Raw genomic sequence first — 25,536 nt, 5'->3', positions numbered from 1 at the left:
CGCGGGCTATTCCCCGCGGTCGAGCAGGTCGAGCAGAGTGCGCGGGCCCACGGCGGAGGCGCCGAGCTCCTGCACGCGCGCGATCAGGCCGCGGTCGGCGGTGACGACGCGGGCGAGCGGGCCGAGCGCGGCGACCACGTCGACGATCGCGTCGTCACCGGAGCCGGCGGCCGTCTCGACGACCAGGCGGCCCTGCGGAGCGGAGGCGACGGCGCCGGCAGCGTCCGCCGCTCGCGCCTCGCCCTCGAGGACCACGACGAGGCGCGGCCAGACGGTGTGCGCCTCGAGCCCCACGAGGTCGCCGGGGAGGCCGAGGGCGGCGAGGCGGCCGAGGCCCTCGAGGAGGCGCCGGGCGGCTCCCGGGCGATCGCGCCACCATCCGTCGGGTCGCGAGCCGACGACGTTCGCGGCATCGACGACGAGCACGGGCATCGCGGAGTCGAGCCCGCGCAGGCCCGCCCAGGACGCGCCGAAGCCCGGGTGCAGCGGCAGCGCGTCGACCTCGTCCGGGGCGACCCAGCGCAGCTCGTTGCTCTCGGCGTCCATGATCCGCGGCTCGAAGTGCTCGACGGCCGAGGCGACGACGGTGGTGTAGCTCCACGGGCCGATGGTCACGACGCTGGACAGCACCGGGAGCACCAGCCGGGGCGGGACCCCTGCCTCCTCCGCCGACTCGCGCAGCGCCGCCTCGAAGGCGGTCTCCTCCGGGTGCCGGGCGCCGCCCGGGAGCCCCCAGGTGTCGCCGAAGTGGCTCCAGCTGACCCGGTGCTGCAGCAGGACGCGGCCCGCCGGGTCGCGCAGGAGCAGGCCCGCCGCGCCGAAGCGTCCCCAGAAGCGCCGTCCGTCGCCGATCTCGACCCAGCCGTCGCCGAGCGCGGGGTCGAAGTGCGGGCGCGGGGGCACGGGGCCGCCGCCTGAGTCCTCGCGCGTCATGCCCTCCAGCCTCCCACACCGCACGGAGCGGCCCCGACGGCCGGCCGCTCCGGCGGATGGCAGAATCGGACGATGCGCCGCTCGAGTGTCCTCCTCCTCGCGACGCTCGCCTGGCTCGGCGTGATCGCCCTGATCACGCTGACACCGAACCCGCGTCCTCCGGGCGAGTCCTCCGACCTCGTGCGCGCGATCATCGCGTTCCTGGGGTCCACTCCCCTCACCGGCTGGTTCGACTACGACGTCGCCGAGTTCACCGCGAACGTGCTGATGTTCGTGCCGCTCGGAGCGCTCGTGGCCGCGCAGCTGCCTCCGCGGCGCCGCCTGCTCGCCGCGCTCATCGGGCTCGGCGTCTCGGTGCTGGTCGAGACGGTGCAGCTGCTCTGGCTGCCCTCGCGGGTCGCCGATATGCGCGACCTCGTCTCGAACGGCACCGGCTCCCTCCTCGGGTCACTGCTGATCGTGGTCCTCCTCCCCCGCCGCCCCCTCCGGAAGGACCGCACCGCCCATGCCCGCTGAGACCCTCGTCCGCCTCGCCCGCCCCTCGCTCGAGACCGAGGGGCACGGCGGCGGGCCCGCCGTCGACCCGACCGGCACCGGCGGCGTCGACGCGACCGATCTCGGCTTCACGCGCGGCGACGGCGTCTTCGAGACGATCAACCTCGTCGACGGGCGGCTGCAGGCGCTCGAGGCGCACCTCGACCGGTTCGCGAGGTCGGCGCGGATGCTGGAGCTGCCCGCCCCGGACCGCGACGCCTGGCTCGAGGCGATCGCCCTGGCCGTGGCCGAGCACCCGCGGGTCCCGGAGGCGATGGTCAAGACGATCCTGACCCGCGGCGTCGAGGGCGACGGCCGGCCGACCGGGCTGGTGTTCGTGCAGACGAGCCCCGACTTCGGCCCCGCGCGGCGCGAGGGCGTCCGGGTCGTGCTGCTCGACCGGGGGCTGCGCTCGGACGTGCAGCAGACGTCGCCGTGGCTGCTGGCGGGAGCGAAGACGCTCTCGTACGCGGTCAACCGGGCGGCGTCGCGGGAGGCGGTGCGGCGCGGGGCCGACGACGCGCTCTTCGTCTCGAGCGACGGGTTCCTGCTCGAGGGGCCGACCTCGAACCTGGTGCTGCTGGTCTCGGGGACGCTGGTGACGCCTCCGCCGAGCCTCGGGCTGCTGCCCGGCACGACGCAGGCCGACCTCTTCGCCCTGGCGGGCGGACTCGGTCTCGAGAGCGCCTACCGCGCGCTGCGGGCCGAGGACCTGGAGCGGGCGGACGCCGCCTGGCTGGTGTCGAGCGCGCGGAACGCGGCACCGATCCGCGCGGTGGACGGACGGGAGCGCCGCGTCGACCAGGAGCTCTCGGCCCGGATCAACGCGGCGCTGCTCGCCCGCTGAGGGGTGCCGGTCAGGAGAGTCCGGTCAGGTCGGCCGGACCGCGGCTGATCAGTCCGCCGCGCACGTGGTCGACCGTGGGATCGAGCTGCACGGGATCGCGCTGATCCGCGGCCTCGTCGTTGATCACGGCCGAGACGATGCCGCGCCAGTCGGTGCCCTCGGCGACGGCGTCGTCGGAGCCGACGCGGCGGGTCACGAAGACCGCCTCCGACTCCTCGCCCGCGTGCGAGATGACGGCGAGGAGGCCGACGGTGCGGCCGTCGGGGTGCTGGATGCGCCACTCCTCGTGGCCGGAGGGGACGAGCGCGAACTCGAGGCCGGCGTGCGGGAAGGCCGTGTCGCGCAGCTCCGACGGGGAGCCGCTGTGCGCGGGTGCTCCGCGGGTCGGGACTCCTGACGTCCCGTCGGCCTCGGCCCCGCTCGCCGCGCTCATGCCGACGTCGCCGCGGGTGCCCCCGGGGGCGCTCGTGCCGTTCGCCGCCAGCATCCTCTCGTCGTCGTCCGCACCGGTGTAGGAGCTGCCGCTCGCGATGCCGTCCGTCGTGTCGTCTGTGGTCATGGGATGGACCTCCTTGTCGGCGGCCAGTGTAGGACCGCGTGATGTGGGCCTCCCGGGGTGCTGCACCGCCGGGAGAGGGCTTCGTAGACTGATCGGATGCAGATCCCGACGACAGGCTCGGTGCGGGTCGACGCGTGGCTCTGGGCGGTCCGCGTGTACAAGACCCGCTCGGCCGCGACGACCGCCGCCCGTGCCGGCCACATCCGGGTGAACGGCGAGCGGGCGAAGGCGGCGCAGACCGTCCGCGTCGGTGACGAGGTGCGCGCGCGCATCGGCGGCTTCGACCGCGAGCTCGTCGTGCGCGGCCTGATCGTCAAGCGCGTCGGCGCCCCGGTCGCGGCCGAGTGCGTCGAGGACCGCACTCCCCCGCCGCCGCCCCGCGAGGCGGCTCCGGGGGTGCTGGTGCGCGACCGCGGTGCGGGCCGCCCGACGAAGCGCGACCGGCGCGAGATCGAGCGGCTGCGCGGGTTCTGACCGCGGCGGCTCAGGGGACGAGGGCGCGCAGGCGCTCGAGGAGCCCCTCCGCCGCCTCGTCGAGGAAGCGCTGCTGCAGCGCGTCGCCGACCTGCACGAGGGCGATGTCGGTGTAGCCCGCCTCGATGTAGGGGACGAAGCTCTCGGCGAGCTCGTCGAGATCGGGACCGCACGCGATGGTCTCGGCCACGTCCTCCGGGCGGACGAACTGGCTCGCGCCCGCGAAGCCCGCGGTCGTGGGCAGATCGGCGTTGACCGACCAGCCGCCCGCGAACCAGCGGAACTGCTCGTGCGCGAGGGCGATGCCCTGCTCCTTGTCGGGCGCCCAGCAGATCGGGATCTGGCCGATGGTGCGCGACGGCGCGGCGTCGGCCCCGCGGGTCGCGGTCCACTGCGTGATGAGCTCGGCCTCGGGCTCGGTGGAGATCAGGTGGTCGCCGAGCGGGGCGAAGCGCTCGATCGACTTCTCGCCGCTCACGGCGAGGCCGATCTGCAGGGGCTTCTCCGGCAGGTCCCAGAGGCGCGCGGAGTCGACGCGGTAGTACTCGCCCTCCCACGTCACGAGCTCGCCCGAGTGCAGGGCGCGGATGATGTGCACCGCCTCCTCGAGCATGTCCTGGCGCGCGGCGACGGCCGGCCAGCCCTCCCCGACCACGTGCTCGTTGAGGTTCTCGCCCGAGCCGAGGCCGAGCAGGAAGCGGTCGTCCGAGAGGATCGCGAGCGTCGCCGCCTTCTGCGCGACGACGGCCGGGTGGTACCGGATGGTCGGCGCGGTGACGTAGGTGGCGAGGTCGATCCTCGACGTCGCCTGCGCGACGGCTCCGAGCATCGTCCAGGCGTAGGAGGCGTGACCCTGCTCGGTCAGCCACGGCGAGTAGTGGTCGCTCGAGACCGCGAACTCGAAGCCGAGCCTCTCGGCGTCGACCGCGTAGCCGACCAGCTGCTTGGGCCCGCTCTGCTCGGTCATCAGGGTGTAGCCGAATCGCACCATCGTTCCGTCCTCGTTCCGTTCGTCGTGGGGGTACGACTTCATCGTGAGCGGCCTCGGCCGGGGCGGGTAGCCCCTTGCCCGGTGGGCGGGGTCGGGCTATCGGCCTCGGCGGGACGCCTCTCCGGTACGCCTTCTCCGGAGTGCCGCGCACCGGAGAGGCGTCTCGCGGAAGGGATCGGCGCGGGTCAGACGAAGCGGACGCGGCTCTGGACGCGGGTGCGGACCTCGAAGGACTCGCCGTAGCCGCCGAGACGCGGGTCGTCCGTCCCCGAGCGCAGCAGCTGGGGCAGGAGGGAGCGGCGGATGACGACCGCGCCCTGGTGCCGGCCGCGCTCCACCTGCTCGTAGGGCTGCTCGAGGGCGTCGTCGGGGACCACGACGACGCAGGCCGAGAAGCGGACGCCGAGCTCACGCCCGAGCCGGCGGGCGGCGCGGGAGAGGGAGGCGAACGGCTTCTCGTCGTCGGCGATGCCCGCGCCCTCGAGCTCGCCCTTGCGCAGGCGCACCGGGTCGCCCCAGTCGGCGGAGGTGAGCGCGAGCAGGCCCGACGGCCCGAGCACGAGGTGGTCGATCTTCAGGCCGCCGTCGCCCACGGCGACGTCGTTCCAGATCGTGTAGGCGATGCCGAGCGCGCCGACCAGGGAGGCGGTGGCCTCCTCGGCCTGCGCCTTCGCGAGCCACGAGCGCACCTCGCGGGGCGCCGAGCGGACGAGCGCCGGGTCGAACGGATCGTCGATCTCGACTCCCCGGCCGACCCACTCGCGGACGAGACGCAGGTAGTACTCGCGCGCGGCGCCTCCGGGGTGCCCGTAGGACCGGGCGCGCACCGCCGACGCGCTCTGCGGACGCGGCGAGCCGGTGTAGGGCTGCTGCGGCGAGGCGTGGCCGGCGGCGGGGGCGCCGCGGTCGTAGTCGACGCGTGCCGAGGTGCTGCCGATCCGCTCCCACGCGAGCTGAACGGCGTGGAACGACGCGGCGTCGCCTCCCGTGTCCGGGTGCGTCTCGCGCAGGAGTCGCCGGTAGGCCCGGCGGAGCTCGTCGTCGGAGGCGGAGGGGGCGACGCCCAGCACCTCGTAGGGGGTGCGGGCGGCGTGGCTGTCGGGCATGGTCTTCCGGAGGGTCGGGGGCGGTGCGGGCACCGGGCCCTCGAGCATATCGGCGCGCGCCGAGCGCCCGGTGGGAGGACGCTCAGCGCGCGCCGGGGCTCAGCCGAGCAGCTCGCGCACCCGCGGGATCACCTGCGTGCCGTAGAGCTCGATGTTGCGCATGATCGCCGGGTGCGGCAGCGTGCCCGCGCTGTACTTGAGGTCGAAGCGGTCGATCCCCAGCGCGGAGACGGTGCTCGCGATCTTCTGCGCCACGGTCTCGGGCGAGCCGAGGTGCAGGGCGCCGTCGGGGCCCGCCTCCTCCTCGAAGCGGTCGCGGGTCATGGGCGACCAGCCGCGCTCGCGGCCGATGGCGTCCATCATCGCCTTGTGGTGCGGGTAGTACAGCTCGCGGGCCTCCTCATCCGTGTCGGCGATGAAGCCGGGAGAGTGCACGGCGACCGGGAGGCGGGGCTGCTCGAGCTGGTCGAGGGCGCGGCCGAAGAGGTCGACGTAGGGGCGGAAGCGCGCGGGCGAGCCTCCGATGATCGCGAGGACCAGCGGAAAGCCGAAGCGGGCGGCGCGGACGACCGACTCGGGGCTGCCGCCGACGCCGATCCACGTGCGGAGCGGACCGTTCTCGACCGTGGGGTAGACGTTCTGCTCCGTGAGGCCGGGCCGGGTCGTGCCCTGCCACGTGATCGGGCCGCCCTGCACGAGGGCGTGGAAGAGCTCGAGCTTCTCCTCGAAGAGCAGCTCGTACTGGGCGAGGTCGTAGCCGAAGAGCGGGAAGGACTCGGTGAACGAGCCGCGGCCGAGGATGACCTCGGCGCGGCCGTTCGAGATGCCGTCGAGGGTGGCGAAGCGCTGGTAGACGCGCACCGGGTCGTCCGAGGAGAGGACGGTCACGGCCGAGCCGAGGTGGATCCGCTCGGTCCGCGCGGCGATGGCGGCGAGGACCACGTCGGGCGCGCTCACGGCGAAGTCGGCGCGGTGGTGCTCGCCGACTCCGAAGAAGTCGAGGCCCACCTGGTCGGCGAGCACCCCCTCCTCGACCACGTCGCGGAGGACCTGGCCGTGCGGGAGCGGGGTGCCGTCGGGCCCCGCCGTCACGTCTCCGAAGGTGTCGACACCGAACTTGACTTCATGCGTACTCATGGACTTCTCCAACCTCGGCCGGACGCCGACTATTCCTGGGGCACGATGCCGGCCGCGACGGCGGGCTCGCGGTAGGCGCGGCCGAGCGACGCGACGGTGTCGTGGGCGTTGAGGCCACTGGGGTTCGGCAGGACCCAGAGCGGGGCCCCGGCGATCGGCTCCTCCTGCCGGCCCTGCCGCGCCCTCCCTCGCCCGAAGGCGGCGCGGTAGGCGGTGATGCCGACCATCGCGACGGCGCGCGGGCGGACGCGCTCGACGGTGCGGACGAGGCGGTCGGCGCCCTCGCGCAGCTCCTCGGGAGTGAGCTCGTCCGCCCGCGCGGTCGCCCGCGACGCGAGGTTCGTGATGCCGACACCGCGGTCGATCAGGGTGCGGCGATCGGCCGCGCTCATCCCCTCGGAGACCCGCAACGGCTCCTCGAGGATGCCCGCCGCGACGAGCGCCGGGTAGAAGCGGTTGCCGGGGTGCGCGAAGTGGGCTCCGGTCGCCGCCGTCCAGAGGCCGGGGTTGATGCCGACGAAGAGGAGGCGGACGTCGTCGCCGAGGAGATCCTCGACGGTGCGGTCGCGGTACGAGGCGAGCTCGGCGCGGCTGAAGGGCATGAGTCCATCCTGCCCGCAAGGTCTCTCCGGTGCCCGGCGGGAGTGTGAGCATGGGGGCATGACGAACGCATCCCAGGACCACCCGATCCAGCACGGCAGCGACGACGCGGTGCTCGACGAGAAGCTCCGCGGCGTGCTGCTGCAGGTCGCCGGCGACTCGCAGCTGCGCCCCGAGGAGGACGTGGAGGCGCTGCTGCGCCAGCGCCTGCGCGACACCCGCATCGAGATCGCGGAGGAGAGCATCCCGGGGCTCGCGAAGCGGATCCCCGGGCTGACGCAGCGCGGCGGTGGGGATCTGAGCCCCGGGGCGCACTGAGCGCCCGCCCGACCGCCGGGCACCGCTCCCCTCAGGGACGCTCCTTCGGGCTCCACTGCGCAGCGCGCTGATCGCTCTCCGCGAGCCGAGCGGTCTCGCGCACGCGGCGCTCCCGGGTCTCGGGCCTCTTCGCCTGGACGATCCACTCGAGGATCCCCCGGCGCGCCGAGCGGGGGAACGCGTTCCAGTGCCGCTCCGCGTTCTCGTGCTCGGCGAACGCGACGGCCAGGTCCGGAGGGATCACCAGATCCTCGACGTCGTCCAGGAGCGCCCAGGCGCCGTTGGCGATCGCCGCGGCGATGACCTCTTCGCCAGACGGGAGCATCGCTCCCTCGCTCCGGAGCCGGTCGACGCGCAGCTTGTTGGGCCGGGACCAGGCGCTCGTGGGCTTCCGCGGGGTGAAGGAGAGCATCGTCCGCTCGTCGTCGAGCCTGCGCGGCCGGCTGTCGACCCACCCGACGGCGAGCGCCTCGGAGACCGCGTCGTCGTAGCTCACCGCGGGCCGTCCGGTCGCCTTCTTCCACGACACCAGCCACACCGCCCGCTCCGATCGATGGTTCTCGACCAGCCAGCGGCGCCAGTCCTCCCGGGTCTCCGCGTGCACCTGAGGGGCCTCGGTCACGTCGCCTCCCGTCGCAGCACGAGGAGCTGCGGACTCGATCCGGGCACTCGCTCGACCCCGCACCGCGCCTCCGGATCGACCTCGGTGACGCCGTGGTCGCGGACGCGCATCGGCGAGTGGATGACATCGTCCCTGGTCCGGCGTCCGTTCGTCCCGTGGCCGACGGGTCCCGCGGCGGGAGTGCGGAGGAGCTCGGCCATGGGCCGAGGGTAGGACAGGCGGGAGACGGACGCGAGTGGCGGGCTCGGGATCGGGATCCGACCGGTCGGCTCGCCTGTCCGAGCGCGATCGCGGCGCGCGGAGAACGCCTTCCGGGCGCCGTGCGGGTCGGTGCGGACGGCGGCGACGAGGGTGAGAGCGTCAGCCGGTGCGACGCCGGTGGAGGAGGACCGCGCTGACGACGGCGACGACGAGGATGCCGGCGCACCAGGCGACGGCGACCCACAGGTCGCTGTCGGGCGACCGGCCCCCGAGCAGCGCACGGAGCGAGTCGACGAGGGGCGTCACAGGCTGGTGCTCGGCGAACCAGCGCACCGGCGCCGGCATGGTCTCCGTCGGGACGAAGGCCGAGCTGATGAAGGGCAGGAGGATGAGGGGGTAGGAGAACGCACTCGCGCCGTCCACCGAGCTCGCCGACAGTCCCGCGATGATCGCGACCCAGGTGAGTGCGAGCGTGAACAGGACCAGGATCCCGAGGACGGCCAGCCACTCGCCGACTCCCGCTGGGCTCCGGAACCCCATGAGCAGCGCGGCCGCGACGACGACGACCAGCGACACCAGGTTCGCGACGAGCGAGGTGAGGACGTGCGCCCAGAGCACGGCGGGGCGGGCGATGGGCATCGAGCGGAAGCGCTCGTCGATGCCGGACTGCAGATCGAGGAACAGCCGGTACGAGGTGTACGCGACCCCGGAGGCGACCGTGATGAGGAGGATCCCCGGCAGCAGGTAGTCGACGTAGGGCGTGGCGCCCGTGTCGATCGCGCCGCCGAGGACGAAGACGAACAGCAGCAGGAAGGCGATCGGCATCACCGCCGTCGTGATGATCGTGTCGGGACTGCGGACGATGTGGGTCAGCGAGCGGCCGGTCAGGACGGCCGTGTCGCGGAGGGGATGCGCGGACATCACGCGACGTCCTTCCTGTCGGTGTCGGACCGGTGCCCGATGACGGCGAGGAAGACGTCCTCGAGCGTGGGCCGCTTCTCGATGTACTCGATCTCGGCGGGCGGGAGGAGGCTCCGGAGCTCGGCGAGGGTTCCCTCGGCGATGATGCGGCCCTCGTGCAGGATCGAGAGGCGGTCGGCCAGCTGCTCGGCCTCGTCGAGAAGCTGGGTGGTCAGCAGGACGGCGGCGCCCGAGGCCGCGAGAGCGCGGACGGCGTCCCAGACCTCGAGACGCCCCTCGGGATCGAGCCCGGTCGTCGGCTCGTCGAGGAACACGACGGCGGGTGCGCCGATCAGGCTCATCGCGATGTCCAGCCGACGGCGCATGCCTCCCGAGTACGTCGAGACGCGGCGCCGGCCCGCACCCGTCAGGGAGAAGCGGGCGAGCAGGTCGTCGGCGATCCGGCCCGCCCGGCGGAGGTGGCGCAGGCGGGCCACCAGGACGAGATTCTCGCGCCCCGTGAGCATCCCGTCGACGGCGGCGGACTGGCCCGTGAGGCTGATCGCCTCGCGAACGGCTCCGGGCTCAGCGGAGACGTCGTGGCCGGCCACGCTCGCGGTGCCCGCATCGGCCCTGGCGAGCGTGGCGAGGATCCGGATGAGGGTCGTCTTGCCTGCGCCGTTGGATCCGAGCAGGGCGTGGACACTCCCGGACTCGACATCGAGGTCGACACCGCGGAGGACGTGGAGGGCACCGAAGGACTTCTCGAGCCCGCGGACGCGGACGGCGGAGGTCATGACGGCTCACCGCTGCGTTCAGCGCCGTCGGCCTGGTCGATCGCCGTGAGGAGGCGCTGCTGCTCCTTGCCGAGCCAGGCGCCCAGACCGTAGTTCGCCTTGAAGTCCTCCGCGAAGGCGACGGCGTCCTCGCCGACCACCGCCCGGACCGTGGTGCCGTCCGCGGCACTCTGCTCGAACAGATCGGCGAGGTCGTCCAGCATCCTCATGAGCTGTTCACCGTCGGCGGGGCCGGTGACCATGAGGTAGCGCTCGACGCCGTCGATCGCCGTGCGGTGGCTCGTCGGCAGCGAGGCCGTCCGTGCCTTGTACGCCCGCCAGCGCTTCTTGTCGCCGATGAGCTTCGTGGTGATGTCAGAGAAGGAGATGGCCATGATCAGTCCTGTCCGTTCGTGCGGCTCTTGAGGTGGTCGAGTCGAGCGGCGAGGAAGCTCCACGCCTGCCAGAAGCCGTCGAGCTGCTCCTGGCCCCGGGCGTTCAGGGAGAACACCTTGCGAGGCGGGCCCTTCTCGGACGGGACCTTCTCGACATCGACGAATCCGCGCTGCTCGATCCGGACGAGCAGCGCGTAGACCGTGCCCTCGGCGATGTCGGCGAAGCCCTGCTCCCGGAGCCAGGCGGTGATCTCGTACCCGTGGGCCGGACGGTCCACGAGCACGGCGAGGACGATCCCCTCGAGGATGCCCTTGAGCATCTCGGTCTCCTGTTTCGGCACGGATCCTCCTGGGCGACTGCTACTCAGCGATGCTGACTACCGGTACATAGTATCGCTGAGTACCAGGCGCGCAAGAGTCTCCTGCGCCCGGGCTCTGCGGCCGTCCCGCAGGACCGCCTCCGCTCGCGGCCGAGGACTCGACGATCCCGGTGCGGGCGACGCGCCGCGGGAGCGTCCTGGCACGCCGAACGGCGACGCCGAGGTTCTCGAGCGCCGCCGTCCGGGGGTCGTCGCGCCTACTCCGCGGTGCGCAGGCTGGCCGGGTCGGGGCGGCGCGCCCGGAACTCGCGGAGTGCCCGGCGAAGCCGGTAGACGGGCCAGCGGAAGAAGGACCGTCCGGTGATCGACTCGACGTCGATGCGCACGAAGTTGTTCTTGTCGTCATCGTGGAACGCCTCGAGCTGCTGGATGCCGGAGTTCTCGATGTCGATGTCGGAGTTCAGGCGGTGGGCGTCGCCGTGGACGACGACGCTCCAGTGGCGCCGACCCCGGTGGCCGTCGAACTCGAAGGCGACACGCGGGTGCTGGGTGATGTCGATCATCTTGCTGCCCGGACCGCTGCGGAAGTAGATCGCTCCGTCGTGCACGAGGAAGTTGACGGGGACGATCGCGGCACTCGGGCCGCGGGGGGCGGGGCGGTGATCGATGACCGCGAGGCGGCCGATGTCGCTCGACCGCGCGAGGCGCCAGCACTCGTCGGCGGTCAGCTCGCGCAGGGTCGTGTTGGAGTCGGTGGTCATGGGGCCCTTCCGGGGTGTCCGGGTCGCAGTCACGAGGCGACGGCGGGGTCGGGGACGACGATCACGGGGCGGGAGGCGCCGCGGAGGGTGTCGTGGGCGACGGAGCCGAGCAGGAGGCGCTCGAGGCCGTGCCGTGCCGTCGCGCCGACGACGATCTCGAGGGCGTGACTGCCGAGACGCGTGAGGACGGTCGCGGGGTCGCCCGTCTCGGACACGGTGTGCACGAGCAGCCGCGGGAACTGCTCGCGGACGGCCGCGACCTCGTCGGCGAGCATGTCGAGGCTGGCGACGCGGAGCAGATCGTAGAAGCCCTGATCCGGCACGAAGCCGGGGACCCAGGCCTGCAGCGGCGTCCAGACGTGGACGATGGTGAGCGGCTCGTCGAGCTCGGCGGCGTCGCGGGCGGCGAACAGGACGGCCGCGCGGGCGGCGGGCGATCCGTCGATGCCGACGAGGACGCCTCCGTGGTGCCCCGACTCGGGGAGCGGGACGACCGCGACCGGCGCGGTGGAGCGGGCCGCGAGATCCACGGCGGGCGAGTGCCGGGTGCTGGTCCCGGATCCGCCGTGGTCGTCGTGGGTGCCGACGACGATCATCCGGGCGCCGCGGGCGTCCTCGGTCAGCACATCGACGGGGCGGCCCCGGCGGAGGGCCGTGGTGACCTCGATGTCGGGCGCCTTCGCCGCGGAGCCGAACGCGTCACGGGCGAGGACGACCTCGCCGTGGGCGGCCTGGACGGCGGCGGCGCCGGGGTGGCCGGCCGCGGCGTCCGTGTCGGAGACGAAGACGGCCAGGACCGGAGCGCCGGAGCGCGTGGCGCGGTGCAGCGCCCAGTCGAGGGCGGCGCGGCTGTGGGAGGAGTCGGAGAGTCCGACGACGATGGGCGCGTTCACGACGCTCGATTCCGGCCCGGTGCCGCGCGGTGCGGCGGTGGGGTCCTGCGTCGAGTCTGCGCGCCCGCGGGGTGGCGCGGCAGAGGCGAAGGTCCCGCCTCGTCACGAGGGGGGGACCTTCGGCACCGGGGCCGCGCCGGGAGGGACCTAGCGTCGGAGGCAGTCGTCGTCCTCGTCGAGCCGTCGTCGCGACTCCCGGACCACCCCACGCCCCACGACCCGGAACGAGACCCTCATGAGAGCAGCACGCTTCCACGGCCCCCACGACATCCGCATCGACGACGTCGCCGAGCCGGAGCTCCGCCCCGGAGCCGTCGCCATCGACGTCGCCTGGTGCGGCATCTGCGGCACCGACCTGCACGAGTACCTCGAGGGCCCGATCTTCATCCCGCCGGCGGGCCACCCGCATCCGCTGACGCACGAGCAGGTGCCGGTCACGATGGGGCACGAGTTCAGCGGCACGGTCAGCGCCCTCGGCGACGGGGTCACCGACCTGGAGGTCGGCGCGAACGTCGTCGTGGAGCCCTACTTCGTCTGCGGGCACTGCGCTCCGTGCCTGGCCGGCCACTACAACCTCTGCACGAGCATGGGCTTCATCGGGCTCGCCGGAGGCGGAGGCGGGCTCAGCGAGAAGGTCGTCGTCGACCGGCGCTGGGTGCATCCGATCGGCGACATCCCGCTCGACCAGGCGGCGCTGATCGAGCCGCTCGCGGTCGGGCACCACGCGTTCACCCGCAGCGGCGCCCGGCGCGGCGACACGGCGCTCATCGGAGGAGCGGGGCCGATCGGGCTCCTGCTCGCCGCGGTCCTCACCGCGGAGGGCGTCCGGGTGATCATCTCCGAGCCGGGCGCCGCGCGGCAGGCGATGGCACGAGAGACCGGAGTCGCCGACGTCGTCGTCGATCCGATGACCGAGGACCTCCTGGCGCGCGTGCACGAGCTCACCGGCGGGAACGGAGTGGACGTCGCCTTCGAGTGCTCGAGCATCAACGCCGTCCTCGACCAGCTCATCGACGCCGTGAAGCCCGCCGGGGTGATCGTGAACGTCTCGATCTGGGGCAGCCGCGCGAGCATCGACATGCAGAAGCTGGTGCTGAAGGAGATCGACCTCCGCGGCACCATCGCCTACGTCGACGACCACCCCGCGACGATCGCCCTGGTGCAGTCCGGCAAGGTCGACCTCGCTCCCTTCATCACCGCGCGCATCCCGCTGGACCGCCTCATCGACGGCGGCTTCCACACCCTCATCGACCACAGGGAGACCGCGGTGAAGATCCTCGTGCGGCCGCGGGCCGACGACCGGGTGTGACGGAGGGATCGCTCGGCGAGCTCCTCCGTCGTCGGCTCCGCGGTCCGCTCCGTCGTCTTCTCCGTCGACCAGCTCGGAGCGGGGAGCGTCCCGGGCGGCGACACGCCCGCCCGTGACGTCGATCGGTCGCTGCGGGAATGTTCCAGCCCGGTGGACGCTATACCCCCCGGGGGTATCAGTGCCCCGCACGGCGATCGGGAGGACGACCATGACGCAGCACGAGGTGCAGCACACCGGGAGCACGGACGTGCACTCGGGTCACACGATGAGCGACGGACACGCGGGCGGGCACGGCGACCACGTCGCGCAGTTCCGGCGCCTGTTCTGGATCATGCTCGCGCTGGCGGCGCCGGTGATCGGGTTCAGCGGGATGTTCGCGATGATCGTGGGCTACTCCCTCCCGGGGGCGTGGACGGCGTGCATCTCACCGGTCGCCGGGACCGTGATGTACCTCTGGGGCGGGCGGCCGTTCCTCCAGGGGGCGGTGTCGGAGCTGCGGGCGCGGACTCCCGGGATGATGCTGCTGATCGCCCTGGCCATCACGGTCGCGTTCGTCGCCTCGTGGGGCGCGAGCGTCGGCGTGCTCGACCACGCACTCGACTTCTGGTGGGAGCTCGCGCTCCTGATCGTGATCATGCTCCTCGGGCACTGGATCGAGATGCGCTCTCTCGCCCAGACCTCGACCGCGCTCGAGTCCCTCGCCGCACTCCTGCCCGACGAGGCCGAACGGCTGCGCGACGGCGCCGTCGAACGGGTCGCCCCCTCCGCTCTCGAGCGGGGAGACGTCGTCGTCGTCCGTCCAGGCGGGCGGATCCCGGCGGACGGCCGAGTCGTCGAGGGCACCGCGGAGGTGGACGAGTCGATGATCACGGGCGAGTCGCGCCCCGTGAGCCGCGGCCCGGGCGCCTCCGTCGTCGCGGGCACGGTCTCGACCGACACCGCCCTGCGGGTCGAGGTGACCGCGGTCGGCGACGAGACCGCCCTGGCGGGCATCCGTCGCCTGGTGACGCAGGCCCAGGACTCGACCTCGCGTGCTCAGCGGATCGCGGACGTCGCCGCCGGCCGGCTGTTCTGGTTCGCGCTCGGCTCGGCCGCGATCACCGCGCTCGTGTGGAGCCTCCTGGGACGCCCCGACGACGCCGTGATCCGCACCATCACCGTCCTCGTGATCGCCTGCCCGCACGCGCTGGGCCTCGCGATCCCCCTCGTCGTGTCGATCGCGACGGAGCGGGCGGCGAAGGGCGGGGTCCTGGTGAAGGACCGGCTCGCGCTCGAGAGCATGCGCACCGTCGACACGGTCCTCTTCGACAAGACCGGCACGCTCACGAAGGGCGAGCCCACCGTGTCCGCCGTCCTCGCCGAGGGACCGCTGACCGAGGACGACGTCCTCGCGATCGCGGCGGCCGTCGAGGCGGACAGCGAGCACCCCCTCGCGCGCGCCATCACCTCCGCGGCGGCGAGGCGCGGCCTGCGGGTACCGGTCGCGACGGCGTTCGAGGCGTCGACCTCGGTGGGGGTCACCGCTGTGGTCGACGGCGTCGCGATCGGAGTCGGCGGGCCGAGCCTGCTGCACGCTCACGGAGCGTCCGCGCTCGAGCAGACCGGGGCGTGGGAGGCGGAGGGGATGATCATCCTGCACGTGCTCCGGGACGGCGCGGTGATCGGCGCTCTCGGTCTCGCCGACGAGGTGCGGGAGGAGTCGCGCCAGGCCGTGCGCGCCCTGGACGCCGTCGGCGTGGAGGTCGTGATGGTCACGGGGGACGCAGAGGCCGTCGCCGCCTCCGTCGCCGCGGAGCTCGGCATCGGCCGGGTCTTCGCCGGGGTGAAGCCCGAGGACAAGGCCGCGACGGTGGCCGCACTGCAGAAGGAGGGCCGCCGGGTCGCCATGGTCGGCGACGGCGTGAACGACGCCCCTGCGCTCGCGCAGGCCGACGTCGGCATCGCGATCGGCGCGGGAACCGACGTCGCGATCGCCTCGGCCGGGGTGATCCTCGCCTCCGACGATCCCCGCTCGGTGCTGTCGGTGATCGATCTGTCGCGGGCGAGCTTCCGGAAGATGTCGCAGAACCTGTGGTGGGCGGCCGGCTACAACCTGCTCTCGGTCCCCCTGGCGGCCGGGGTCCTCGCGCCGATCGGGTTCGTGCTGCCGATGTCGGTCGGGGCGCTGCTGATGTCGGCCTCCACCGTGGTGGTCGCGGTGAACGCGCAGCTGCTGCGGCGACTGGACCTGCGTCCGAGCGAGAGCACGCGGGCGGCACTGGCCCGGGGCGGGGCGTCCGGGCGTCGGTGACCGGCGCGGGTCCTCCTCCACAGGTGCGTCCCGGGGTCGAGTCGTCCGGTTCGGGCCGCGGGGCCGGTCGGCTGCCGCGGGTCCCTGCTTCGATTCCCGTATGGACGGAACGGGTGGAACAGGATCGGTGAAGGCGCAGCTCGGCGCGGTCGGGTCGCTCACCGATCTGGCGGCGCGCGCGGGGTTCTCGTCGGCGCAGCTCCAGTTCACGCGGGCCACGGCGCTGCACCTCGCGTATCGGGTGGCATCGGAGATCCCGGAGGCGTTCGCGCGCGGCGGCCGTTCGTCGCACAGGGATTCGCAGGAGCTGGTGGGGCGGTCGATCCGAGCCGAGCTGGCGGTGGGTCAGGGCATGACGGAGTGGATGGTGAAGCGGAACCTCGAGCTCGCGAGGCTGCTGTTCGAGGACCTTCCCCGCACCCGCACGGCGCTCGCGGAGGGGCGGCTGCTGTGGGAGGCGGTCGAGGCGATCTGCGACGCCGCCGCCACCCTGCCGGCCGCGGCCCGCGGAGCGCTGGACGAGCGCGCGGTCGAAGCGGCGTCGACATCGAACCTGACCCAGCTGCGGCGAGCGGTCGCGCGGATGCGGGACGAACTGCACGACGAGCCCCTGGCCGTGCGGCACCTGCGCGCTCGGCAGGACCGTGCGGTGTGGGTCTCGCCGGAGATCGACGGGATGGCGACGCTGTGCGCGCTGCTGCCGGCACCGGCCGCGATGGGCGCCTACGACCGTCTGGACCGGATCGCCCGCACCCTCCGCGACGGCGATGCCGAGGGCACGGGCGACGCGCGCACCCTCGCGCAACTGCGGGCCGACGCGCTCGCCGACCTGCTCTGCGACGGCGACGTCGCCGGCACGACTCCTGCCGGGGACGGCCCGAAGACGCCGCCGACGCTCGTGCCGGGTGTCCGCGCCGAGGTGCGGCTGACCGTCGCCGCGAGCACCGCCTCCGAGGTCGACGACGCCCCCGCGCACCTCGACGGGTACGGACGCATCCCCGCCGACACCGCTCGAGAACTCGTCGGGGTCGGCGCCTCCTTCACGCGGATCCTGACCGACCCGGACACCGGTGCCGTCGCCTCCGTCGGCCGCACCCACCGCGTGCCCCCGCACCGGATGCGCCTCCACCTCCAGTTGCGCGACCAGACCTGCCGCTTCCCGGGCTGCACCCGACCCGCCTCCACCAGCGAGAGCGACCACACGGTGGAGTGGCGGAACGGAGGCGAGACGGCCCTCGAGAACCTGGCCTGCCTCTGCACGGCCCACCACCACGTGCGCCACGGCGACCGCTGGACCTACCGCCTGCACCCCGACGGGACCGCCGAGTGGACCACTCCGACCGGACGGCGGGTCACCACCCGACCACCCGCGCTCCCCGGACGACCGCCCGCGCCGCCCCCGTCACCCCGGGCGGACGACGAGCCGCCTCCGCTCTGACGCTCGAGCCCGCCCTCAGCGAGCCGTGCCGCTGAGGCGCCGATCGACAGCGTGCCCTGTCACTGCAGCGCCGCCGCGCGTTCCATTGCCTCGTGCTCGTGCGAGCGCGCGTCGACGAGGTGGTACGCCGCGCCCTGCGGCCCGCTCCCGGTCCAGCTCCACCGGGCGACCGCGGGGATGTCCTCGCCGTGCTCCCGCGTGTAGGCGCGGGCCTCGAGGCGCGCGTCCTGCATCCGCTGACGGAAGGCCGCCTCGCGCGCAGCGAGCCCGGGCACGCGATCGAGCACGTCGAGCACGAGCCGGTAGCGATCGAGGTCGTTCAGCATCACCATGTCGAACGGAGTCGTCGTCGTGCCCTCGTCGATGAAGCCGCGCACATGCAGGTTCGCGTGACCGTGCCGGCGGTAGGTGAGCCGGTGGATCAGCCACGGGTAGCCGTGGTACGCGAAGATCACGGGCTTGTCGGTGGTGAAGACGGCGTCGTAGTCGGCGTCGCTCAGCCCGTGCGGATGCTCGCTCTCGCTCTGCAGGCGCATCAGGTCCACCACGTTCACGACCCGTACCCTCAGCGTCGGAACCTCGGCCCGCAGCAGAGCCGCGGCGGCGAGGACCTCGAGGGTGGGCACGTCGCCGGCGCAGGCGAGCACGACGTCGGGCTCCTCCCCCGCGGTCTCCGAGCCGGCCCAGTCGAAGACGCCCAGGCCGCGGGTGCAGTGCTCGATCGCCGCGGGCATCGAGAGCCAGTTCGCCTCCGGCTGCTTCCCGGCGACGACGACGTTGACGTAGTCGACCGAGCGGAGGCAGTGGTCGTAGGTGGAGAGCAGCGTGTTCGCGTCGAACGGCAGGTACACCCTCACGATGCCGGCCTTCTTGTTCGCGACGAAGTCGATGAAGCCGGGATCCTGATGGGACGCTCCGTTGTGGTCCTGCCGCCAGACGTGGGAGCTGAGCAGGTAGTTGAGCGAGGAGATCGGGCTGCGCCACGGCACCTCCTTCGCGGACTTCAGCCACTTCGCGTGCTGATTGACCATCGAGTCGACGATGTGGACGAACGCCTCGTAGGAGTTGATCAGCCCGTGGCGGCCGGTGAGCAGGTAGCCCTCGAGCCAGCCCTGGCACTGGTGCTCGCTCAGCATCTCGACGACACGGCCGGAGCGGGCGAGGTGGTTGTCGGCGTCGGCGACGCGCACCTCGGCGTCCCACTGCTTGTCGGTGACCTCGAAGACGGCCTGCAGCCGGTTCGACGCCGTCTCATCCGGCCCGAACAGGCGGACGTCGTGCGGGTTGGCGGCGATGACGTCGCGCAGCCACGTGCCGAGCACGGTCGTCGCCGAGCTGGTCGTCGCTCCGGGCGAGGGCACGTCGACCGCGTAGTCGCGGAAGTCGGGCAGGTGCAGCGGCTTCCGCAGCAGCCCGCCGTTGGCGACGGGGTTGGCGCTCATGCGGCGCGCCCCGACCGGGGCGAGTGCGGTGACCAGGGGCACGGGAGCACCCGCCTCGTCGAACAGCTCCTCGGGCCGGTACGAGCGCATCCACTGCTCGAGGACCGCGAGGTGATCGGGCCGCTCGCGCACGTTCGCCAGCGGCACCTGGTGCGAGCGCCAGCTGTTCTCGGCGGGCAGGCCGTCGATGACCGCGGGGCACGTCCAGCCCTTCGGGGTGCGGAGGATGATCATCGGCCACGCGGGCCGGCCGTCGAGCCGCCCCGACAGGGCATCGGCCTTGATCTCGGCGATGTGGTTCAACGCCAGGTCCATCGCGGCGGCGAGTCGGCGGTGGACGGCGCGCGGATCCTCGCCGTCGAAGCCTCCGGAGACGAGGTAGGGCGTGTGCCCGTAGCCGCGCATCAGCTGCTCGAGTTCGCGCTCGGGGATCCGGGCGAGGACGGTCGGGTTGGCGATCTTGTAGCCGTTGAGGTGCAGGATCGGCAGGACGACTCCGTCGTGGAGCGGGTCGATGAACTTGTTCGAGTGCCAGCTCGTCGCGAGCGGGCCGGTCTCGGCCTCGCCGTCTCCGACGACCGCCGCGACAAGCAGGTCGGGGTTGTCGAACACGGCGCCGTAGGCATGTGAGAGCGAGTAGCCGAGCTCGCCGCCCTCGTGGATCGATCCGGGCGTCTCGGGAGCGACGTGGCTGGGGATGCCGCCGGGGAACGAGAACTGCCGGAAGAGCTTCCGCAGGCCCTCGACGCTGCGGTCGATGTCGTCGTACACCTCGCCGTAGGTGCCGTCGAGGTAGGTGCTGGCGACCATCCCCGGACCGCCGTGTCCCGGTCCCGTCACGAAGATCGCGTTGAGGTCGCGCTCGCGGATCACCCGGTTGAGGTGGGCGTAGACGAAGTTCAGTCCCGGAGTGGTCCCCCAGTGCCCGAGGAGGCGCGGCTTGATGTGGTGTGCTGCGAGCGGTTCGCGCAGGAGCGGGTTGTCGAGCAGGTAGATCTGCCCGAGGGAGAGGTAGTTCGCGGCCCGCCACCACGCGTCGAGCTCGTCGAGCGAGCGCTCGGAGAGCGGCTCGGGCGGGCGGGCCGGCCAGGCGACCGCGGGCAGATCGAGGACGCTCATGCCGTCACCGTCAGATCGCGGGCGGGACGGGCGATCGGCTGCGCCGCCTCCGGATGGGCCACCACGATGAGGGGGACGCCGAGGTTCAGAACGAGGCCGCGACCGACGGAGCCGAGCAGGAGGCGCCGCCATCCCGTCAGGCCGCGAGTGCCGATGACGATCATCGCCGCCCCGACCTCGACGAGGGCCCGGACCGGGTCGCCGCCGACCAGATGCGTCTCGATCCTCCCCTCGAAGCCGCTCGTCGAGGCGATCAGCCCTGCGGCGTCGAGGATCCGCCGGTGCTCGGTCTCGAGCGAGCGGAGGAACTCCTCGTCGAGGAGGAACGCGCGATCGTAGAGGGCCGGCTCGGTCCAGGCGTGCACGAGGTGCAGCGTCTCACCGCGGCGGGCGGCCTCGGCGGCCGCGACCACGACCGCCGCGTGCGACGACTGCGATCCGTCGACTCCGACAGCGACTCCGACGAGCGAGGTGTCGACGGTCTGCGGGACGATCGCGATCGGACCGCGGGCGAGAGCCGGCAGGTGGGCGCCGACCGAGAGTCCGAAGCGGAGGCGCGGGCCCCGGCGGTCCTCGGTGCCGACGACCAGGAGGGTGTCGGGGTCCGTCAGCCCGGCGAGGGTGTGCAGCACGAAGCCGCGCACGACGCGGCCGTGCAGAGCGACACCGCCGGTCCCGACCTGCTCGATCATGCGGGCGACCGCGCGCTCGTCGAGGGCGACCGACTCCGCGGCGGCCTCCGAACCGGGGACCACGGCCGACTCGTCGGCGATCATGACCACCTCGATGCTGCCGGAGGACTGGCGGGCCAGCGCCCACTCGACCGCGGACCGCGACGGTTCGTCGCCGCCCCAGGCGACGATCGTCCGCGTCGGCGGACGCGGCGGCGGCACGGGCGCGGCGGCGGCGGGCTTCGGCTTCGGCGCACGGCTCTTCCGGCCGATGATCACGGTGGGAACGGCGAGGTTCACCAGGATGTCGTGACCGACGGAGCCGATCAGCATCCGCTCGAGGCGCGAGACGCCTCCGTCGCCGACCACGAGCAGCGCCCGACCGGCAGCCGCCTCCAGGAGCGACCGCGCGGCCACTCCGTCGACCTCGTGGCCCTCGACCGCGAGCTCCGGGTGCAGCCCGCGGGCCTCGGCGACCGCGTCGGCCAGGAGCTCGGCGTGCTCGGTCGCGATCTCCTCGAGGAGGACCTCCTGCGGCACGCGGTCGTTGAAGAGGTACGGGGTGCGCCAGGCGTGCAGCACGTGCAGCGTCTGCTGTGTGCGGGCCGCCCAGGCGGCGGCGAACTCGAGGGCGGCGCGGGCGTCGTCGGAGTCGTCGATCCCGACGAGCACGCCGGATCCGTCGCTCGGGGCGTCCTCGGTGATGATCGCGACGGGTCCGGTGGCCTTCGCCGCGAGGCGGGCGCCGACGCTCCAGCCACCGCGCATCGGCAGGAGGCTGCGCCGACGGTCGCCGACGACGAGCAGAATGCCGGGTCCCGAGAGGCGCGCGAGCTCCTCGACAGGGTGACCCACGAGCACGCGGGTGTCGACGACGGCGCCCGGGTGCGCCCGCTCCCCATCGGCGGCCGCGGTCTCGACGGAGACGGCTCCGTCGGCGCGCGGGTCCGCACTGAGGTCGTCGCCGCTGAAGCGGTCGAGACCGTCGACGACCTCGACGAGCAGGAGCGACGCGGCCTTCTGGTCCAGGGCCCACTCGAGTGCGCGTCGCGCCGAGGCGGACCCGTCCCATCCGACGACGAGCTGTGCATTCATCAGGCATCCCTTGCTGGCAGCCGGTTCCGGCTCCCCTCAGAGTCGCCCGCACGGTGATCGGCGGACAGGCCGAACGTCCCGCAGTCAGCCGGCGGTGCGCGCCGCTACTCCGGGACCGCGGGCCCCTTGCGGTGATGGTCGAAGACGATGCTCGTGCGCGTCGACGCGACCGCCGGGTGCGCCGAGAGGTTCGACACCACGAAGTCGCGCACGTCGTTCGAGTCGCGGACGGCCACGTGGATGATGAAGTCCTCGGATCCGCCCAGGAAGAACAGCTGCACCACCTCGGGGAGGGCGCGGATCTCGTCGGCGAAGCGGGTGATCGCCTGCCGTTGGCCGACGCGGATGCCGACGCTGATCAGGGCCTGCAGCGTGAGGCCGAGAGCGGCCGGGTCGAGCTCGGCGGTGAAGCCGGTGATGATGCCGCGGTCGATCAGCGAGCGGACCCGCGCGACGCACGTCGACGGGGCGATGCCCGCCTGCTCGGCGAGGCGGCTGTTGGGCGTGCGGGCGTCGGCGCGGAGCAGGCGCACGAGCGCCCGGTCGACGGTGTCGAGGTCGCCGAGGTCGTGCAGATCCTTCGCTCTCATGCGCGTCTCCCGCCTCCGGTTCGTCGATCCTGCGGAAGAGGACGCCGAATCCACCGATCCTGCGGAATGTCACGCGCAGGAAACACGATCTTCGCACGATAGGGGCAGTGCCGGCGCAGGATCGGCGCCGACCGCCGCAGTGCGGGTCGCGAGGACAAGGAGTCGTCATGCGCATCGGCATCCCCACCGAGATCAAGAACAACGAGAACCGCGTCGCCGCCACTCCGGCCGGCGTGCACGAGCTGGTCCGCCGCGGGCACGAGGTGCTGGTCCAGTCGGGCGCGGGCCTGGGCTCCCGCCTGTCGGACGAGGACTTCGCTGCAGCCGGCGCGCGGATCGCCGCCGACGCCGACGAGGTCTGGGCCGAGGCCGACCTCGTCGTGAAGGTCAAGGAGCCGATCGAGGCCGAGTACCCGCGGATGCGCTCGGGCCAGATCCTCTTCACCTACCTGCATCTCGCCGCGTCGCGGCCGTGCACGGAGGCGCTGCTCGCGGCCGGCACCACCGCGATCGCCTACGAGACGGTCCAGCTGCCGAACCGCCAGCTCCCGCTGCTCTCGCCGATGAGCGAGGTCGCCGGCCGCCTGTCGATCACGGTCGGCGCGTACCACCTCATGCGCGCGGCGGGCGGCCGCGGAACCCTGCTCGGCGGCGTGCCCGGCACCCCCAAGGCGAAGGTCGTCGTGATCGGCGGAGGCGTCGCGGGCGAGCACGCCGCCGCGAACGCCCTCGGGATGGGCGCCGACGTCACGATCGTCGACCTCTCCCTCCCCCGCCTCCGCGAGCTCGAGAACCGTTTCGACGGCCGCATCCAGACCCGCGCCTCCTCGACGTACGAGATCGCGGCGCAGATCGCCGAGGCCGACCTCGTGATCGGCTCCGTCCTCATCCCCGGTGCGAAGGCGCCGAAGCTCGTGACCGACGAGATGGTCGCGACGATGAAGGCCGGCTCGGTGCTCGTGGACATCGCGATCGACCAGGGCGGCTGCTTCGAGGGCTCGCGCCCGACCACTCACGACGACCCGGTCTTCGCGGTGCACGACAGCGTCTACTACTGCGTGGCGAACATGCCCGGCGCGGTGCCCGAGACCTCGACCCGGGCGCTGACCAACGCGACCCTCCCCTACGTGGTCGCTCTCGCGGACCGCGGCTGGAAGGCCGCGCTGGCGGCGGACCCGGCCCTGGCGAAGGGCCTGAGCACGCACGACGGCCAGGTCGTCAACTCCGCCGTGGCGGAGGCGTTCGGCCTGCCCGCGACCGCCCTCGAGGACCTCCTGGCCTAGCGAGGATCAGCGCAGCCCGAGCGTCTCGACGATCTCGGCGACCTCCTCCTCGGGAGCACGGCCGACGTCGACCGTGAGGTGGCGCTCGTCGGCGCCGAGCGGCTCCAGGGTACCGAACTGCGAGTCGAGCAGCGTCGTCGGCATGAAGTGGTCGAGACGGGAGGCGAGCCGGGAGGCGACGACCTCGCGCGAGCCGGCGAGGTGCACGAAGACCAGGTCGGGCCGGCGGAGCACGTCGCGGTAGCGGCGCCGCAGCGCCGAGCAGGTGATCACGACGGATCCGCCCCCGTCGATCCGCTCATCGACGGTGCGGGCGATCTCGGCGAGCCACGGCGCGCGATCGTCGTCGGTGAGCGGCGTGCCGGCGGCCATCTTGGCGACATTGGCCTGCGGGTGCAGGTCGTCGCCCTCGAGGAAGCTCCAGCCCAGCTGGCCCGCGAGGAGGGCGGCGACCGTCGACTTGCCGCTGCCGGAGACGCCCATGACCACGATCGCGCGGACGGTGCCCGCGCCCTCCCGCGCCATCAGAGGCCTCCCACGAACAGGCCGATGATCAGGACTCCGGCGAGACCGGTCACCGACACGAGGCACTCCATCACTGTCCACGTCTTCAGTGTCTGGCCGATGCTCAGTCCCAGGTACTCCTTGACGAGCCAGAAGCCGGCGTCGTTGACGTGCGAGAGGAACACCGATCCGGCGCCGATCGCGAGGACCATCAGCGCGACCATCGGACCGTCCATCGTCTCGGTGAGCGGCTGGAGGATGCCCGCTGCGGTCACCGTGGCGACGGTCGCGGAACCGGTGGCGATGCGGATCACGACCGCGACGAGCCAGGCGAGCAGCAGGGCCGACGCGCCGCTGCCCTCGGCGAGCTGGGCGACCACGCTGCCGATGCCGGTGTCGACGAGGACCTGCTTGAAGCCTCCGCCGGCGCCGACGATCAGCAGGATGCCGGCGATGGGAGGGAGCGAGCTCGAGAGAGAGGTCTGCAGCTCGGCGCGGTTCATCCGCCCGCCGCGGCCGAGGAGGACGAGGCCGGCCAGCAGGGCGATGCCGAGCGCGATGGTCGGGGTGCCGAGGAAGTCGAGCAGCGACTTCCACGCGTCGGTCGATCCGGGCGCCGCGATGTCCGCGATCGCCTTGCCGAGCATCAGCACGACGGGGAGCAGGATGCTCGCGACGGCAGCGACGAAGCCGGGGCGGTGCTCGCGAGCGTCGCCCGCGCCCTCGCCGAAGAGCGGCGGAGTCTCGACGGGCGCCCACTTCGCGGCGAGGCGGCCGAAGAGCGGGCCGGCGACGACGACCGTGGGGATGGCCACGAGCACGCCGAACGCGAGGGTCACGCCGAGGTTCGCGCCGAGCGCGTCGATCGCGACGAGCGGACCGGGGTGCGGCGGCACGAGCCCGTGCATGACCGAGAGGCCGGCGAGGGTCGGGATCGCGATCTTCATGAGCGGGAGTCCGCTGCGGCGGGCGACCAGGATGACCACCGGGATGAGGAGGACGAGGCCGACCTCGAAGAACATCGGCAGGCCGATCAGCGCGCCGACGAAGCCCATCATCCAGGGCAGCGCCCGAGTGCTGGAGCGGGCGATCAGGGTGTCGACGATGCGGTCGGCGCCGCCGGAGTCGGCGAGCAGCTTGCCGTACATGGCGCCGAGGCCGATCAGGATGCCGACGCCGCCCATCGTGTTGCCGAAGCCGAGGGCGAAGCTCGCCACCGCGTCGGCGGCGGGCATGGCGGCGACGAGGCCGGTGGTCAGCGCGCCGATCAGCAGCGAGACGAACGGGTGCAGCTTGAGCCAGGTGATCAGCACGACGATCACGGCGATGCCCAGGATCGCGGCGGCGATGAGCTGCCCCTGGGGCGCGGTGGTCGTGGCCTCTGTCTCGCCGGCGGCGCGGAGGAGGGTGGGGAGAGTCGGTGTCATG

At 73.0% G+C, this 25,536-nt stretch carries 27 protein-coding genes; 8 read left to right on the top strand and 19 right to left on the bottom strand.

The features are described from left to right. Positions 1–6: 6 nt before the first annotated feature. A complete protein-coding gene (locus tag GSU68_RS07640) occupies positions 7–933 on the bottom strand; it encodes an NUDIX hydrolase (RefSeq protein WP_159906980.1) in 927 nt (308 codons plus the stop codon). A gap of 72 nt (positions 934–1,005) precedes the next feature. On the opposite strand from GSU68_RS07640, the gene GSU68_RS07635 reads away from it, so the two are divergent. Both GSU68_RS07635 and GSU68_RS07630 read left to right on the top strand, forming a co-directional pair. After that, positions 1,006–1,449, top strand: a complete 444-nt coding sequence (locus tag GSU68_RS07635; RefSeq protein ID WP_159906978.1) for a VanZ family protein — start codon at positions 1,006–1,008, stop codon at positions 1,447–1,449. Beyond that, on the top strand, positions 1,439–2,314 hold the full coding sequence (locus tag GSU68_RS07630; protein WP_159906976.1) for an aminodeoxychorismate lyase: 876 nt from the start codon (positions 1,439–1,441) through the stop codon (positions 2,312–2,314). Before GSU68_RS07635 ends, GSU68_RS07630 begins: the two co-directional genes overlap by 11 nt. A 10-nt stretch (positions 2,315–2,324) precedes the next feature. On the opposite strand, the gene GSU68_RS07625 is transcribed toward GSU68_RS07630, so the two are convergent. Continuing rightward, positions 2,325–2,873: a hypothetical protein gene (locus tag GSU68_RS07625; protein ID WP_159906974.1), complete on the bottom strand. Its 549-nt coding sequence runs from the start codon at positions 2,871–2,873 to the stop codon at positions 2,325–2,327. Between the two features lie 96 nt (positions 2,874–2,969). Here GSU68_RS07625 and GSU68_RS07620 point away from each other — a divergent pair, with 96 nt between their 5' ends. Then, the gene (locus GSU68_RS07620; protein ID WP_159906972.1) at positions 2,970–3,347 is read left to right on the top strand and encodes a S4 domain-containing protein; all 378 of its coding nucleotides are present in this window, start codon (positions 2,970–2,972) and stop codon (positions 3,345–3,347) included. Between the two features lie 10 nt (positions 3,348–3,357). On the opposite strand, the gene GSU68_RS07615 is transcribed toward GSU68_RS07620, so the two are convergent. From GSU68_RS07615 to GSU68_RS07600, 4 genes are all read right to left on the bottom strand, one after another. After that, complete coding sequence (locus GSU68_RS07615) at positions 3,358–4,338, bottom strand: TIGR03557 family F420-dependent LLM class oxidoreductase (RefSeq protein ID WP_159906970.1); 981 nt, start codon at positions 4,336–4,338, stop codon at positions 3,358–3,360. Positions 4,339–4,523: 185 nt separating this feature from the next. Continuing rightward, positions 4,524–5,477, bottom strand: a complete 954-nt coding sequence (locus GSU68_RS07610) for a DnaJ domain-containing protein (RefSeq protein ID WP_348272516.1) — start codon at positions 5,475–5,477, stop codon at positions 4,524–4,526. Positions 5,478–5,543: 66 nt separating this feature from the next. Next, entirely contained in the window at positions 5,544–6,581 is a 1,038-nt protein-coding gene (locus GSU68_RS07605) for an LLM class flavin-dependent oxidoreductase (RefSeq protein WP_159906968.1), read from the bottom strand. 29 nt (positions 6,582–6,610) lie between these two features. After that, on the bottom strand, positions 6,611–7,183 hold the full coding sequence (locus tag GSU68_RS07600) for a mismatch-specific DNA-glycosylase (RefSeq protein WP_159906966.1): 573 nt from the start codon (positions 7,181–7,183) through the stop codon (positions 6,611–6,613). Between the two features lie 58 nt (positions 7,184–7,241). Between GSU68_RS07600 and GSU68_RS07595 the strand changes: the two genes are divergently transcribed. Then, positions 7,242–7,499 (top strand): hypothetical protein, encoded by a 258-nt coding sequence (locus GSU68_RS07595; RefSeq protein WP_159906964.1) that lies wholly within the window; start codon positions 7,242–7,244, stop codon positions 7,497–7,499. 31 nt (positions 7,500–7,530) lie between these two features. Here GSU68_RS07595 and GSU68_RS07590 read toward each other — a convergent pair whose 3' ends face one another. The 8 genes from GSU68_RS07590 to GSU68_RS07555 all read right to left on the bottom strand — a co-directional run bounded on the left by GSU68_RS07590 (position 7,531) and on the right by GSU68_RS07555 (position 12,367). Further along, the gene (locus GSU68_RS07590; protein WP_159906962.1) at positions 7,531–8,121 is read right to left on the bottom strand and encodes a YdeI/OmpD-associated family protein; all 591 of its coding nucleotides are present in this window, start codon (positions 8,119–8,121) and stop codon (positions 7,531–7,533) included. Further along, on the bottom strand, positions 8,118–8,321 hold the full coding sequence (locus GSU68_RS07585; RefSeq protein ID WP_159906960.1) for a hypothetical protein: 204 nt from the start codon (positions 8,319–8,321) through the stop codon (positions 8,118–8,120). Before GSU68_RS07585 ends, GSU68_RS07590 begins: the two co-directional genes overlap by 4 nt. Before the next feature lie 160 nt (positions 8,322–8,481). Next, positions 8,482–9,243: an ABC transporter permease gene (locus GSU68_RS07580; RefSeq protein WP_159906958.1), complete on the bottom strand. Its 762-nt coding sequence runs from the start codon at positions 9,241–9,243 to the stop codon at positions 8,482–8,484. Continuing rightward, the gene (locus GSU68_RS07575; RefSeq protein WP_159906956.1) at positions 9,243–10,019 is read right to left on the bottom strand and encodes an ABC transporter ATP-binding protein; all 777 of its coding nucleotides are present in this window, start codon (positions 10,017–10,019) and stop codon (positions 9,243–9,245) included. The genes GSU68_RS07580 and GSU68_RS07575 overlap by 1 nt, the downstream gene beginning before the upstream one ends. Beyond that, positions 10,016–10,393: a DUF1048 domain-containing protein gene (locus GSU68_RS07570; protein WP_159906954.1), complete on the bottom strand. Its 378-nt coding sequence runs from the start codon at positions 10,391–10,393 to the stop codon at positions 10,016–10,018. Before GSU68_RS07570 ends, GSU68_RS07575 begins: the two co-directional genes overlap by 4 nt. Before the next feature lie 2 nt (positions 10,394–10,395). Continuing rightward, positions 10,396–10,734: a PadR family transcriptional regulator gene (locus tag GSU68_RS07565; protein ID WP_159906952.1), complete on the bottom strand. Its 339-nt coding sequence runs from the start codon at positions 10,732–10,734 to the stop codon at positions 10,396–10,398. A 236-nt stretch (positions 10,735–10,970) separates the two neighbouring features. Next, positions 10,971–11,474, bottom strand: coding sequence for a pyridoxamine 5'-phosphate oxidase family protein (locus GSU68_RS07560; RefSeq protein WP_159906950.1), 504 nt, complete (start codon positions 11,472–11,474; stop codon positions 10,971–10,973). A gap of 29 nt (positions 11,475–11,503) precedes the next feature. Beyond that, a complete protein-coding gene (locus GSU68_RS07555; protein WP_159906948.1) occupies positions 11,504–12,367 on the bottom strand; it encodes a universal stress protein in 864 nt (287 codons plus the stop codon). A 235-nt stretch (positions 12,368–12,602) separates the two neighbouring features. Between GSU68_RS07555 and GSU68_RS07550 the strand changes: the two genes are divergently transcribed. The 3 genes from GSU68_RS07550 to GSU68_RS07540 all read left to right on the top strand — a co-directional run bounded on the left by GSU68_RS07550 (position 12,603) and on the right by GSU68_RS07540 (position 17,404). Next, positions 12,603–13,676: a 2,3-butanediol dehydrogenase gene (locus tag GSU68_RS07550; RefSeq protein ID WP_159906946.1), complete on the top strand. Its 1,074-nt coding sequence runs from the start codon at positions 12,603–12,605 to the stop codon at positions 13,674–13,676. A 265-nt stretch (positions 13,677–13,941) separates the two neighbouring features. Next, positions 13,942–15,966 carry a heavy metal translocating P-type ATPase gene (locus GSU68_RS07545; protein WP_244259469.1) on the top strand — a complete coding sequence of 675 codons (2,025 nt, stop codon included), beginning with the start codon at positions 13,942–13,944 and terminating at the stop codon, positions 15,964–15,966. A gap of 100 nt (positions 15,967–16,066) precedes the next feature. Continuing rightward, positions 16,067–17,404: an HNH endonuclease signature motif containing protein gene (locus tag GSU68_RS07540; RefSeq protein ID WP_159906942.1), complete on the top strand. Its 1,338-nt coding sequence runs from the start codon at positions 16,067–16,069 to the stop codon at positions 17,402–17,404. A gap of 59 nt (positions 17,405–17,463) precedes the next feature. Here the strand turns inward: GSU68_RS07540 and GSU68_RS07535 are convergent, their stop codons facing one another. The 3 genes from GSU68_RS07535 to GSU68_RS07525 form a co-directional block, all read right to left on the bottom strand. Next, positions 17,464–19,965, bottom strand: coding sequence for a phosphoketolase family protein (locus GSU68_RS07535; RefSeq protein ID WP_159906940.1), 2,502 nt, complete (start codon positions 19,963–19,965; stop codon positions 17,464–17,466). Next, on the bottom strand, positions 19,962–21,731 hold the full coding sequence (locus tag GSU68_RS07530) for a universal stress protein (RefSeq protein WP_159906938.1): 1,770 nt from the start codon (positions 21,729–21,731) through the stop codon (positions 19,962–19,964). Before GSU68_RS07530 ends, GSU68_RS07535 begins: the two co-directional genes overlap by 4 nt. 104 nt (positions 21,732–21,835) lie before the next feature. After that, positions 21,836–22,321, bottom strand: coding sequence for an Lrp/AsnC family transcriptional regulator (locus tag GSU68_RS07525; RefSeq protein WP_159906936.1), 486 nt, complete (start codon positions 22,319–22,321; stop codon positions 21,836–21,838). A 167-nt stretch (positions 22,322–22,488) separates the two neighbouring features. Between GSU68_RS07525 and ald the strand changes: the two genes are divergently transcribed. Next, positions 22,489–23,604: an alanine dehydrogenase gene (ald, locus tag GSU68_RS07520; protein ID WP_159906934.1), complete on the top strand. Its 1,116-nt coding sequence runs from the start codon at positions 22,489–22,491 to the stop codon at positions 23,602–23,604. A gap of 6 nt (positions 23,605–23,610) precedes the next feature. On the opposite strand, the gene GSU68_RS07515 is transcribed toward ald, so the two are convergent. Both GSU68_RS07515 and GSU68_RS07510 read right to left on the bottom strand, forming a co-directional pair. Then, positions 23,611–24,129 carry a gluconokinase gene (locus GSU68_RS07515; protein WP_159906932.1) on the bottom strand — a complete coding sequence of 173 codons (519 nt, stop codon included), beginning with the start codon at positions 24,127–24,129 and terminating at the stop codon, positions 23,611–23,613. Next, positions 24,129–25,535 (bottom strand): gluconate:H+ symporter, encoded by a 1,407-nt coding sequence (locus GSU68_RS07510; RefSeq protein WP_159906930.1) that lies wholly within the window; start codon positions 25,533–25,535, stop codon positions 24,129–24,131. The genes GSU68_RS07515 and GSU68_RS07510 overlap by 1 nt, the downstream gene beginning before the upstream one ends. Between the last annotated feature and the right edge of the window lies 1 nt (position 25,536).

It is taken from the genome of Rathayibacter sp. VKM Ac-2759, assembly GCF_009834225.1.
Classification (GTDB): domain Bacteria; phylum Actinomycetota; class Actinomycetes; order Actinomycetales; family Microbacteriaceae; genus Rathayibacter.
This window is presented reverse-complemented; position numbering and strand designations above follow the sequence as displayed.